Raw genomic sequence first — 13,470 nt, 5'->3', positions numbered from 1 at the left:
AGCGTGTAATTATTTGAACTTTAAAGAGCGTCTTTTGGTGTTCCTTATATATAAATGAAACATAATACCTAAAGGAAGAACTGAAACGACGTATAGCTTTTTTGATGCTTTAAACAAAAACATATAGTCTTTAGCAAAAAATGATGAAGATATATAATGAATTGCTTGCTTGAGTATGAACCTTTTATTTTTTGATATTCTCATCATTTCATTTCTATAAAAAGCATATCCTTTAGGGTTAGTTTTGTATTGCTTTATTCTATCAAAAGTTTGTCCATTTTGATTAAAGTCAACTATACAGACTACCTTATTCATCGTCACTAAATCATACTTTTCATCAATTGCTCTAAATTTGAAGCTAGCAGGAAAGCTTCTTTCCCCTTCAAATGTGGGGTAAGGGTACTTTTTTGCTATGTCAGTTCGATAAATTAGCTTGGCATCCTTACCGTAACGATATATATCGTGCAAATCTCTGAATTTAAGCTGTTTTATGTCTGGAAGTAACTTAACTTCATCAAAGCTCTCATCCCGTTTTTGGTTTAATGCTATTATGCCTGCGATATTATCAGATTTTTTTTCTTCCCAACAATCAATAATATTATTAAGTGCATTAGATTCTAACCAATCATCTGAATCGATAATAACACTTAATTCTGTTTTAGCTAATTCATAACCAATATTCCTAGAGGCTGTCATACCAATGTTCTGATGGTAATGATATTCAATATCGATACTATTTTCATCTATATAGCCTTGAATTAACTCTTTAGTATTGTCATTAGAACCATCATCAATAACTAACCATTGAAACTTTTTATATTCCTGCTTCTTCAGAGACTCGTATAATTGATGTAAACAATAACCTCGGTTATATGTTGTAGTGATAACGGTTATACATTTCATATAAGAGCCTTTTTTGTAGTAAAGAAATAAACAGCTAAATTTAGTAAAAGATTGATTAAACCTAAAAAAATTAATAGGACAAAAATTTCAAATTGGCTATAAGAAAAAAACTCAATATTAACTAAGTTAAAAAGCAATATACAGGCAGATGTTACTAACGTATAAGGCAGAATATCCCTAAATAGCCACTGATAATGTAGGCCTGGAATAAACTTATCGTGTACAATTTTATTCCAGATTAAAAAGGTTGAAAAATGAACAAAAAACCAAAAGTATGCAGCTCCTTGCGCGCCATTGAGATGTATAATAAAATACAATGACGGTACTCCAACTAGAGGCAAAATTGTATTATATAGAACATGAAATCTTAAATTTCCCGACGCATACTGTATATAATATTGAAATATATTTAGAGCTGCTAACCCTGTCCCCAATACATACCACTTTAATATCCCATCCCCCCAGTTAGCTAGCTCCATATTTCCAGTCCAAGAGTAAAGTAACTCCGATGAATAAAACGACATCATAGCAGTTATTGGAATAATCAGCATTGCTACAGTTCTAGTTCCCTTTCTATAGAATTTATTGAACCCTACAATATCATTTTTACTCTTTAAACTAGTCATTTTTGGTAACATTGCTTGAGTAAACGGGGTGGAAAACTTCATTACAGCTCCAGCTAAAACTACAACTATGACATAATAACCATATTCTGCTAAATTTAGAAAACTAGATAATAACAACTTATCGAATTGTATATAAAGCGTCCAACTTATAGTTGTAAAGCCCGTTGAAAATATGAATGGCAACATCTCTCTCAATATTTGGAAACTTGGTTTAGCTTTATATTTGATACCTAAAGCTAAATAAGTTTTGAGCATAACTGCCAATAGCTCCGCTATTGCAACAAGCAGCTGATACAAAAAATAAGTTGTTATATCATCGTTTATATAGACTATTAACAATAAAGCAACTATCGTTCTAAAAGTTGAAATCACTATTTTGTAAGAATTGACCCAGACTTGATACTCTAAACCCATTAATACACCTTGGTAGACAGAACCAAACCACCTTATTGCAATAATGAACCCCATAATTTTGATACTATTTTCTACTGATGAAAAATCCAATGTAGCGAAATCAACCCAATTATTAGTTAATTTACCACTTAAAAAATACACGCCAAATGCTGTAATTAAAGTGATTGGTAAAAGAAAATACTCGATTACTCTTATAGTTGATTTAAGTTTTGCTTTATCATTATTTAACCTTGCTGACTCTCTGGTTACAGTTGGTATTATTCCAGCGTCCAATAACATCATCATAGATGTCAACATTGTAAAAAATGCTACAAGACCATAAGCTTCACTTCCTAAATATTTAAGATAATATGGCAGCGCTAATATACCAACAGTCATAACATAAAACTGGCCGATAAAATTAGCTATTACATTATATTTTACTTTCATATTATGATATTCAACGCTCAGCTACTCTCAGGAAAAGAAATAATTTTTATCTAATAAACTTAACATACCATGGCATTACCTTACTAATACCTTGTATTATTTTGTACTCAGGGACGTACCCTAGGTTATTAACGGCTTTACTCACATCAGCTTGAGAATGTCGTACGTCACCTGCTCTAAAGTCACGATATATTGGATCTTGGGTCGCATTAATATTGCACTCTTTAAGAGCAGACTGTATAGATTTGTATAAATCGTTAAGTGTTGTCCGGTCACCTACGGCAACGTTATATACGTTATCTTTAGCTTTATCTTCTGCTGTTGCAGCAAGAATATTCATTTGTACTGTATTTTCGATAAAGCAAAAGTCGCGACTTGTTTCACCATCGCCATTAATAAACACATCCTCCCCTTTAATCATATCGGCAGTCCACTTAGGAATTACCGCTGCGTAAGCACCATTAGGGTCTTGGCGCTGCCCAAAAACATTAAAGTAACGTAAGCCAATGGCTTTAAAGCCATATGTTTTGGCATATACACCCGCGTACACTTCATTTACATATTTGGTTACTGCGTAAGGGGATAATGGATTACCGATGTTCTCTTCAACTTTAGGTAGTGCCGGATGGTCGCCGTATGTAGAGCTACTTGCTGCATAGGTAAAGCTTTTTACGTTAGCCTCTTTTGCTGCCTGTAACATATTTAAAAAGCCGCTGATATTAGCCGCATTAGTTGTTAAAGGGTCCGCAATTGAGCGTGGTACCGAGCCAAGGGCAGCTTGGTGTAATACGTAGTCAACGCCGTTACCGTTATTAGCTAACACTGTTTCGCAATCTTGGTAATTACGAATATCGCCTTCAACAAAGTTAAAACCTTGCCATTGTTCAGAAGTAACCAAGCCTTTTACTTCATCAAGATTATGTTGATGGCCCGTTGCAAAGTTATCAAGCCCCACTACTTTTTGATTTAATTTTAATAAATGCTCCAAAAGGTTAGAGCCAATAAAACCAGCTACGCCTGTTACTAACCAGGTTTTAGGTGATGAAAGTAGCTCGGTTTTAATTTGTGCGTAGCGCGTCATGTGCGTCCCTATATAATCTCTGGATATTGAACTAACAACGTTTAAGTTATTAATTGTGCGTGGCATATGCTATCTAATTTAAAAGCGCGGGAGAAACCCGCGCATACTGCGTTATAAACGCATATCTACATTTTGCTTAGGTAGTACGTATTTTAGGTCGTAAAGTACGTGTTCTGCTTTACCTAGTGCACGAATTTGCTCAGTACCCATTTGTTTAAATTCGCTATGGCCTACAGCAAGAATGATTGCATCGTAGTTACTTTGCTTATGCTCTGTGGTTAAACTTAAACCATATTCACGCTCAGCTTCATCGTTTGAGCACCATGGGTCTACTATGTCTACGTTAATGTTATATTCTTTGAGCTCGCTTACTATATCGACCACTTTTGTATTGCGTAAATCTGGGCAGTTTTCTTTAAAGGTTAAGCCCATAATAAGCACATTTGCACCATCTACATGGATACGCTTTTTAAGCATACTTTTAACTAGTTCAGACACAACATGTTTACCCATGCCATCGTTTAAACGGCGGCCCGCTAAAATCATTTCTGGGTGGTAGCCTACGCTTTGAGCTTTATGTGTTAAATAATACGGATCTACACCAATACAGTGTCCACCCACTAGGCCTGGGCGAAACGGTAAAAAGTTCCACTTAGTGCCAGCCGCTTCTAATACTTCGAGCGTGTCGATATCTAACTTATTAAAAATAATCGACAGCTCATTAATTAAAGCAATATTTACATCGCGCTGAGTATTTTCGATAACTTTTGCTGCCTCTGCTACTCTAATCGAGCTAGCTTTATGTGTGCCCGCAGTGATAACTGATTTATACAGCTGATCAACTTTTTCTGCTATTTCGAGGTTCGAACCACTCGTCACTTTTAATATGTTAGTTACGCGGTGCTCTTTATCGCCTGGATTTATACGCTCTGGTGAGTAGCCGGCAAAAAAATCTTTATTAAATACGAGGCCAGATACACGCTCAACGACTGGTAGACATGCCTCTTCTGTTGCGCCAGGATAAACCGTAGACTCGTAAATTATTATGTCGTCTTTTTTAACTACTTTACCTAGCATTTCGCTGGCTTTAATCAGCGGTGTTAAATCAGGTTGTTTATGCTCATCAATAGGCGTGGGTACGGTAACAATGTATACATTACAACTTTCTAAATCTGCAACAGATGAGGAAAAACCAAGTTGTGGTGAATTTTCAAGCTCTTCGTCACTTACTTCAAGGGTAGAGTCATGGCCTAATTGTAACTGGGCTATTCGCCCTTGATTTATATCGAAACCTAAAACAGGGAACTTTTTACCAAATTCAACTGCTAATGGTAGGCCAACATAGCCTAAGCCTATAATGCCAATTTTTAGGTCCGTTAATGAATCGTGCATATGTACTCTCTTATCTAGTTATACATCTTCGAGCGTGTAACTTCGAACTTGTAAATGTTAAATTGAAAATTTGTTTTATTGAAAAGCGTGATATGAAAGCTAGCCTAATATTAGTAGTGTTTAACAACCCTTTATAATCTTTTGGGTGAGCGCTACATTTAGAGTTTTAGTGGCCTTTATAGTTAAATACACTACTATTACAAACAAATGAACTTGTGTTTTAGCAAGTGTGCACCTCAGGGATAAAACTCCCCCCTGAGACACTTTTTTCCATTTTGAGACAGTCAATTTAGGCTACCTCATTGTAATTACTTGATTTAGTAATTTTTATAAAAAGTGCCCAATAGGCCCCAAAAACTACTTATCACTCTTATATTCATAGTTGTAATAACCGTAATACCCATAAGCATTGCTAGCCTTTTTAACTACACCATTAAAGACTAGCCCTTTTACATCTATTCCATTTTGCTCAAAACGATTACGGGTGAGCTCTATTTCGCGTAAGTGGTTTTGCCCAAAACGAGCCACTAGCAATGTGGTGCCTGTATGAGCACTGACAATGGCCGGGTCGGTTACTGCAAGTATTGGCGGTGTATCTATAATTACTATATCGTAAGCAGCGCTTACCTCTTCAACCAATTTGCTAAAGTTGCTGTGCATTAACAACTCTGACGGGTTTGGTGGTATTTGCCCGCGGGTAATTACACTTAGGCCTTCTACTTTGGTTGTTTTGATAACTTGCACTAAGTTTAAACGGCCCGATAAGTAATCACTTAGGCCGTCATCCCATTTTAAGCCAAACTGTGTTTGCAAATAGCCTTTGCGCATATCGGCATCAATAATCAGTACTTTTTTACCGCTTTGTGCCAGCACCGTGGCTAAGTTAACCGATATAAACGATTTACCCACACCTGGGCTTGGGCCCGATATAGCAATAATGTTGTTTTTAGCTTCCATCATCGCAAAGTGTAAGCTTGTGCGTAGGCTACGGAGCGCCTCTATAGAAAGGTCCGCAGGGTTATCGAGCGCGAGTATAGTTTTTGCTTTTGCCGTTTTAATTTTACGCGCTTTTGCAAAACCCGTTAGCTTATCTTGGTGGTCTGAGTGCGGTACACTTGCGTAAACAGGTATGCCTATGGCTTCTATCTCGCTTGGGTCTTCTACTCCTTTGTGCATTGCTTTTTGTATAAGCACAATGGCAACGCTCAACATACCGCCTAGCATAGTTGCCATAACCACTATTAATGCTTTTTTTGGTTTTACCGGCTTGCTGATGTTTACCTCTGCGTAGTCGATAACACGAACATTACCTACGGTACCAGCACGCACTATATCGAGCTCTTGGGTTTTGCTAAGTAGCAAGGTGTAAATTTGATTACTGACCTCAACATCGCGCTTTAAACGTAGTAGCTCTTGTTGAGTTTCGGGTAGGCTACCCACCTCGCCAATTAGCTGATCTTTTTGTTTTTCTACTGCTTGAATTTGCTCAATAATACCTTGGTATGACGGGTGGTTTTTTTTAAATTTACGGCCAAGTTCTAAACGTTTTAAATTTAGCTCTTGTAATTTGGTTTCAAGCTTTACTACTTGCTCAAGTACACCTTGGGTCTCAAGTGTTATGTTTATAGACTGGCGCTTTATTTGATAATCGTTAAAACGTTGCTCGGCGTATTCAAGTTGCTTTTTAATCTCAGGTAATTGCACTTCTAAAAATTCGAGCGACTTTTGTGCCTCTGCACTATTACGCTCAACGTTGCGGCGTACATAAATAGCGGCTACTTTATCAAGTACTTTTTCGGCGTAGCTTGGTTTTGTGCTTTGTAAACTTAAATTAATTATGCCTGAGTCTTTACCTTTTTCGCTTGCGCCAATGGCTGCTTGTAAATCAAGTATTGTATTTAAGCGATCTTTACGAGTTACTATAAACTCTGTACCTGGGCGTGCGTTAAGCTCGCGTACTGTTAAGTTAAACTTGCCATTGGTAAGCTCCTCACCCACTTTACCAGCGAGTATTTGGTTGCCATCACTATTTAAAAGCGCCACACCATTATTTGTTTGTGCTACAAGCGTAAACCCTCGGTTTATAGCAGTACGAGGTACGTCAAACCTAAATATATTTATACTTTCGCCGCCCCAGGCGTAGCTGCTTGCACCAAAGCTTGCCTCGGCTAGGTCGCCCTCGCTCATTGACATAAATTTACGATAAGCGCGATTACCAATAAACGGGAAGAGCTTAGGCTCAGCTGTAATATCAAGCTTTAGTGTATCTACTGCTTCACCAATTACACTGCGCGATTTAAGGAGCTCTATTTCTGTTACTGCGGCCGATGTACTTTCGAACATGCCAGCCATGTCATCAAACCCAGGGACAGATGCGCCGCCATCTTCCACTTGTATCATGGTTGTGGCTTGGTAAACCGGTGTACTTAATACAGCATAAACAATACCTACAAACATAAATAAAGCGGTTATACCGGCTATAAAATATTTACGGTCGAGCAATGCTCCAAGTAGTGCCATTAGGTCGATTTCTTGAGTGGGCTGCGTGTTATTACTTTTATTACTAGGCTGGGCAGTCATTAAATTAGCCATTCCTTATAAATACTTTTGCCAAGCGCTGCATGCGCTATCGATTAATGTATACACGTGTTCAAAAGCTTCTGCGCTCTGGCGGTATGGGTCGGGTATTTCGGCGCTGTTAATCCATTTGCCTAATAAAAAGGTTTTACCGCGTGCCTCGGGGTAACGGCCGTGTACATCGTTTAAATGGCGTTCTTCCATTACTAAAATAACGCTGTTTTGCGCTACCAAAGCTGATGTTAATTGGCGCCCTTGGTGGGCATCCATATTTACACCATTAGCTTGTGCAATTTGCTTTGCTGTGGCATCGGCAGGTTTACCTTCAAGTGCAGTTAACCCGGCTGACGATACTTTAATATTTTTACCTTCAAGCTTTTGCTTTAACACATACTCACCGGTAGGGCTGCGGCATATATTGCCCGCACATACTACTAAAACTGAATCAAACATTTTTTACCTTTAGTTTGCAGTGATATCATCTACACTATCAACGGTAGCTATAGACGGTAACAATAAGCTGATTACACGGTTCCAACGTGCAAGTGGTGCAGAAGTTACATATACAATATCGCTTGGCTGCAGTTCAAACTGCTCCGCTAATACCATAGCCGCAATATTTTTTGCATGTAGCTGATATACGCTTGCAAAATAGCCTGTTCGCTCTATGTTACTTTTACGCAGTACAAATACGCCGTTTGCATCTGCTGTTGCTTCGTTTAGACCGCCCGAATCACTTAATGCTTCGGCTAAATTTAAACCATAGCGATTAAGGGTTACTGAACCTGCTTTTTTAACATCGCCAAGTACAAATACTTTTTGCGCATCGTTACGGCTTACATGCACAATATCGCCGTGCTGTAATAAACGGTTTTGCGAAATATCGCCGTGGGCATAAAAATTATCAAGTTGAATAACTTCAGTATTATCGCCTCGGGTAAAAGTAACTGTGCGCCAATCGGCAGCTTCTGTTAAACCACCGGCTTGGTTTAGTGCGTCAATGAGGGTAAGCGGATTCTCTGTGACTGGGTATATCCCTGGTTGCTTTACTTCACCTGTAATATATGTTTTTTGACTTTTAAAGCCCACTATTTTCACATCTACTTGTGGGTTTTCTATTACTCGGCTTAGGCGCTTTACTAAGTCGTCACGCACTTGGCTTATTGTCTTTCCTGCGGCTGGTATACTAGGCGCATACGCATAAGTAATTGTGCCATCTTGTTGTACCCTAAAGCCATCAAACTCCGCAGTTCTTTGTGTACCTGCTGGTATTGTGAGTTCGGGATGATCCCACACGCCTATTGTTAATACATCGCCTACACCAATTTTATATTCGTAGCTGCTAGTACTAACACCTGCGTTGCTGGAGATTGGCTTAGCAGCTGCTTGCGCTAGCTTTTGTGTATTTAAAAGCTGAGAGTCAATAATTTGAATGTTTACTTTTTCGAGATCTTGCTCAAGGTTATATGTTTGTTCGCCTGAGTCTATGCCTTCAAAATGGCTACCGGGTACTATTGTACATCCTGATATTGCTAGCATTACGAGAGAAGTTGCGAGTGATTTACAGCTTAACGCCATTGTAGAATCCCAAAATTATTTTAAATATTGCTCTTGCTCACCAACCTTGGTGAGTACTTATTTTTTTTAGCGATGTAATTAAAGCATGAGGTCTGTTTACGCGCAAGCTTGAATCATTTAACCGTATTGATTAAATTAACCAAATTTTAAAAATGATACTATTGAAGTAATGCAGTAAGTTTACCTTGCAGTATTTAATTTTTACGCGGTTTATAGCCGTTGCTACAACTATTATGGGCTTCGCCCATTACGCCAACAAGTTGTGCGTCTACAAGGCGCCAGCCATTGGGCACGCTTCACGTTCCAGTTCGTCGCAGAGCTCCTCTCGCTCCAGCTTGAAAGCAAATTTTTTTGCTTATCTAGCCCTTCGGGCACGCTTCCGCCCCTAGGTTGCAGTTCCTACGTACTGATATTACTTAACTTTTTAGGTGTTAAGGCGTAACTTCGCTACAACCTTTAACCTCACTGTTTGATATCTTTGTTATCTACACTTACCTCAATTTTTTGATTAAGTAAGTTAATAAGTAAAATACTACGCATGTCGCCATCAGGCTCTTTATATATTGCTGAAACATTGTTAAACGCGTTGTTGTTTACGCTTACGGTATCACCTGCTTTAGGTATTGTTGATTCGGCAGACTCTATGCGCTCACATTTGAGTTGTTCTATAAGACAATCTGGCACAACTTGGTAACGGGCGCCATAAGTAACAAACCCAATCACTCCACGTGTATTTTTTACAGCAGAAAAGTTACCGTTTTGAGACTCTAAGCAAATAAATAAATAGCTTGGAAACAGAGCAGACTGTTTAACAGTTCGCCTGCCTTTGATGAGTTTTTCGGTGGTTAATTTTGGATAAAAAACTTCAATGCCTTGATTAAGTAAGTTGGTGGCTGCTCGCTCTTCTTGGCGAGGCCTACATGTAACTAAATACCAACCCTTCATAGCAATCCTTACTACACACACAATTGCAACAAACACAACATTATTTTTAACAGCACATAATTATAAACAATTTAAGTTTCTTAAGTAAATAGTCTTTTAAGGTAAATGTACACTTACTTTGTTAACAGCAGTAATTGTATTTTTCATATCCGTTTATGCCTATTTAATATAAAGCAGCTTATACACACGTGAGTAGCAGCAAGTTTACCTCGCGTTTGGGCTTATTTTTTAACGTGGTATAAAGCCACTGCTTCGGTGCGCCCTCTTAGCCTCTTGGTGAATAATACCTTTATTTTTTGCACATGAAGGAGTGAAAGCGAAGTGAATGAAAAAAACTTACAAGTAGCGACAAACTTATCTCGCGTTTGGTCTTATTGCTTTAACGCGGCATAAAGCCGCTGCTACAACACACCTAAATTTTGCTTAAATTACTGTTTAGCTCTACTTTTAATTTTACTCTTAAAAAATAAATGCAGTGGACTTCCCAGCTTTCACTAGACAGCTTTTAACTCAGAATAGTACGCTTCTTCAAACTTAGCAGGTGAAACACCGCCTGTGTGAATAGCGCTTTTTTGGATTGTAAAACATTTCTATAAAATTAAATATCTCAGCTTTCGCATCTTCGCGTGTCGAGTATATCTTACGCTTAATTGTTCGCTTTTTAATTGTCGCAATAAAGCTTTCCGCAACTGCATTATCATGACAGTTCCCAGCTCGACTCATCGAAGGTACAAGGTTATATTCTTTCAAAAATGCGAGATAGTAAGCGCTGCCGTATTGGCTACCTTAAGTGCATTTATCACCAGCTGCTGATTCATATTTTTATCCATCGACCAGCCCACAATACGCCGAGAGAATAAATCCATCACTGTTGCCACATATAAAAAACCTTCATAGGTTCTTATATAAGTTATGTCGCTCACCCACGACTGGTTCGGCGCTGGCGGGTTAAATTGACGCGCTAATAAGTTATCTGCAATCCGCGATGCCTTACCGCCTCTAAAATTGCGACGCTTATATCCAATTTGCGCTTTAAGCTTATGTTGTCGCATGATCTTCGCAACAAGGTTTATGGTGCAATGCTCACCTGCTTCACGCAAGTCTGCATGTATCCAAGGGCAACCATACGTGCCACCACTGGCTACATAAAACTCTTTAATGAGCTTCAACAAACGATTATATTCAAGAGCTCTATCGCTTAAGGGCTTTTTTAACCACGCATAAAAACCACTTCTGTGTAGCTTAAAAAGGCGGTACATCGCCGTGATAGAAAATTCATCTTGGTGATCACGAATGAAGCCTTACTTTACTCGGGGTTGCAGGCAAAGTACCTTACGGCCTTTATTAAAATGTCTCGTTCCTCCGTGACACGTTTTAACTCAGCCTCTAATTTGGCGACCTTCAGTTTTTCATCGGATGATTGAACGGATTTAGGTTTATCTGATAATTGGCTTCGCCAGTGATATAACGTTTTGGTGCAAATATCTAATCGTTCAGCGACTTCAGCAACTGAATATCCACGCTCAGTAATTTGTTTAACAGCCGCTTCTTTAAACTCTTGGGTATAACGCTTGCCTTTCCTCATAAAACACTTCTTTTTAGAAGTTAGAATGTAACTCACTAGGTGTCTAGCAAACTATGGGAAGTCCAGGGTATGTTTTTATAAGGATACACGTATTACAATTAACGCGCAGGTGCACACCATTAGTTGTTACAGCGCACATGCCGATCAAAATGGATTAGTTAAATTTATAACCGGTATGCGTAAAAAGCCAAGCCATATAAAAATTGTGTATGGTGATAATAATGCAAAAACAACAATGGTAAATAAATACAAAGAGGTGTTGGGAAATGAGGTTAAAATAGAGATAAGTAAGTAAAAATCTTAATTTAAAGGGCATTTAGCGGTAATAAGCTATTACTTTAAATAGTGGTGAATTAAACACTTGATTTAGGCGACTTCGGCTTAGAAAAAGCCATTAAATGTAATTAAATACTTTTTATAATGGCGTTCTGGAATAATTGATATCAGGCTAACGGTAAAAACGTTTGCGTATTTGTTTATGGTTAACCTAACTGTTGTAACAAAAAAACTTGCTAAGACTTCATTCCAGAGATTTTATTTTTAATAAAGCTTTTACTTTCAAAAATTTCATCTTTAAAAAAGAAAAATAAACTCATTAATATCAGACACCAATATAGCGTAAAGTAGTTTTGTAAACTGTTAGCATATAATGCATGTATAACAGAGCCAAGCACCAATAGGGTTGTATAAATATACATGCCTAACCTAGGGATTGCTTTCCAAAAATAGATAGAAAACTCAGTTCTTAATATAAAAAATATCCAAAAAGAAAAACACGTACTTATAGCTGCACCTATTGCACCATGCTTAGGAATTAGCCATACGTTTCCTAACAAGTTAACTCCAAAAGCAATTACAGATGCAAGCATTGAAAACCCCGTGCGCCGAGTAATACCCAAACCTACAACGCTTGTTTCAGATAGGGTATAAAGTAATGGGTACCCTAAACACGGAACTAAAATCCATTGAACGGCCTTGTAACTATCAGGAAGTATAAACGTCACTATAGCTGAAAGTATGCCAGCCAAACAAAATAAAATAATTACTACCAATAATACATATCGGTTTACTTTGAATATTTTATCAAGGTTTTCGTTAGCTGCAGCCCATTTATACACAACGGGAACCCAAACAGTTGAGAAAACACTTTGAATAATGGTTGCAGCGGCGGCAAAACTAACAGCTACAGAGTAAATCCCTAATTGTTCGTAATTTGAGAGCTCTTTTAATAATATTTTATCTGATGCGGTTAGTCCCCAAAACGCTAAACTGCCAAAAATTAGCGGCATACCAAAGCTTAACAGACCTTTTAATTGGCTAGGGTCTAGCTTTTCCTTAAGTCCTGCAATCCACTCCTTTCTTGTATTCAACGCGTATATAAAAAAAACGAGTAATATAGCTGCAACATTGGCTATTACGAGGTTGGTAATATTTTTATTAACCGAAAATAAAACATAACCTAAGATAATAATGATTAAAAGTAGCTTGGGAAGTAGCTGACTCATTGAATAGGCAAAGCCTTGTTCATTCATTCGCAAAATTAAAGATAAAAACCTAGACATAAAAGCACATAAAACAGCTAAAGCGACTAACAGGCTAAGTAATTTGCTATCAACCTCAAATAACCATAACGAAATTGCATTATCGAAGCTAAGTAGTACACATAAGCTAAAAATTAATAAGGTTAAGCCAGGAGAGAATGACGCCTTAAATAGGGCTGGCTTATTACTAACTTCGTGGAATTCACGTACATACGCTTGATCTAGTCCTAAGCTAAAAAGGAGTGTGCAAAAACCTACCACTACATTAAGCATAGCTATACGGCCAATATCTTCCTGAGAAAAAAACCAAGTGATAATTGGCAAACTAACAAAACCTAAGAGAGCACCGCCCACTGGGCCCAATGCAAAAGACAGGATTTTTTTTGGGGTCATATTTTT

General features: G+C 37.9%; 10 protein-coding genes and 1 pseudogene. 1 reads left to right on the top strand and 10 read right to left on the bottom strand.

Annotated features, from left to right (window positions below; all coding sequences use genetic code 11):
- Nucleotides 1-9 precede the first annotated feature (9 nt).
- The 9 genes and pseudogenes from PESP_RS02170 to PESP_RS02130 all read right to left on the bottom strand — a co-directional run bounded on the left by PESP_RS02170 (nt 10) and on the right by PESP_RS02130 (nt 11,530).
- Nucleotides 10-903 (bottom strand): glycosyltransferase family 2 protein, encoded by an 894-nt coding sequence (locus PESP_RS02170; RefSeq protein WP_089346571.1) that lies wholly within the window; start codon nt 901-903, stop codon nt 10-12.
- Nucleotides 900-2,372: an oligosaccharide flippase family protein gene (locus PESP_RS02165; protein WP_089346570.1), complete on the bottom strand. Its 1,473-nt coding sequence runs from the start codon at nt 2,370-2,372 to the stop codon at nt 900-902. Before PESP_RS02165 ends, PESP_RS02170 begins: the two co-directional genes overlap by 4 nt.
- Before the next feature lie 46 nt (nt 2,373-2,418).
- A complete protein-coding gene (locus PESP_RS02160; RefSeq protein WP_089346569.1) occupies nt 2,419-3,453 on the bottom strand; it encodes an NAD-dependent epimerase/dehydratase family protein in 1,035 nt (344 codons plus the stop codon).
- Nucleotides 3,454-3,564: 111 nt separating this feature from the next.
- Complete coding sequence (tviB, locus tag PESP_RS02155; RefSeq protein ID WP_089346568.1) at nt 3,565-4,845, bottom strand: Vi polysaccharide biosynthesis UDP-N-acetylglucosamine C-6 dehydrogenase TviB; 1,281 nt, start codon at nt 4,843-4,845, stop codon at nt 3,565-3,567.
- A gap of 357 nt (nt 4,846-5,202) precedes the next feature.
- Nucleotides 5,203-7,425 (bottom strand): polysaccharide biosynthesis tyrosine autokinase, encoded by a 2,223-nt coding sequence (locus PESP_RS02150; RefSeq protein ID WP_089349078.1) that lies wholly within the window; start codon nt 7,423-7,425, stop codon nt 5,203-5,205.
- Between the two features lie 15 nt (nt 7,426-7,440).
- Complete coding sequence (locus PESP_RS02145) at nt 7,441-7,875, bottom strand: low molecular weight protein-tyrosine-phosphatase (protein WP_089346567.1); 435 nt, start codon at nt 7,873-7,875, stop codon at nt 7,441-7,443.
- Nucleotides 7,876-7,884: 9 nt separating this feature from the next.
- Nucleotides 7,885-9,000, bottom strand: coding sequence for a polysaccharide export protein (locus PESP_RS02140; RefSeq protein WP_089346566.1), 1,116 nt, complete (start codon nt 8,998-9,000; stop codon nt 7,885-7,887).
- Between the two features lie 462 nt (nt 9,001-9,462).
- Entirely contained in the window at nt 9,463-9,945 is a 483-nt protein-coding gene (rfaH, locus tag PESP_RS02135) for a transcription/translation regulatory transformer protein RfaH (RefSeq protein ID WP_089346565.1), read from the bottom strand.
- 494 nt (nt 9,946-10,439) lie between these two features.
- Nucleotides 10,440-11,530 (bottom strand): annotated as a pseudogene (locus PESP_RS02130) (IS3 family transposase).
- Between the two features lie 91 nt (nt 11,531-11,621).
- Here PESP_RS02130 and PESP_RS02120 point away from each other — a divergent pair.
- Nucleotides 11,622-11,825 (top strand): MBL fold metallo-hydrolase RNA specificity domain-containing protein, encoded by a 204-nt coding sequence (locus tag PESP_RS02120; protein ID WP_089346563.1) that lies wholly within the window; start codon nt 11,622-11,624, stop codon nt 11,823-11,825.
- 217 nt (nt 11,826-12,042) lie between these two features.
- Here the strand turns inward: PESP_RS02120 and PESP_RS02115 are convergent, their stop codons facing one another.
- The gene (locus PESP_RS02115) at nt 12,043-13,464 is read right to left on the bottom strand and encodes a lipopolysaccharide biosynthesis protein (RefSeq protein WP_089346562.1); all 1,422 of its coding nucleotides are present in this window, start codon (nt 13,462-13,464) and stop codon (nt 12,043-12,045) included.
- Between the last annotated feature and the right edge of the window lie 6 nt (nt 13,465-13,470).

This window comes from Pseudoalteromonas espejiana DSM 9414 (assembly GCF_002221525.1).
Taxonomy (GTDB): domain Bacteria; phylum Pseudomonadota; class Gammaproteobacteria; order Enterobacterales; family Alteromonadaceae; genus Pseudoalteromonas; species Pseudoalteromonas espejiana.
Note: the sequence above shows the minus strand (reverse complement) of the source record. Positions and strands in the feature narration are given on the sequence as shown.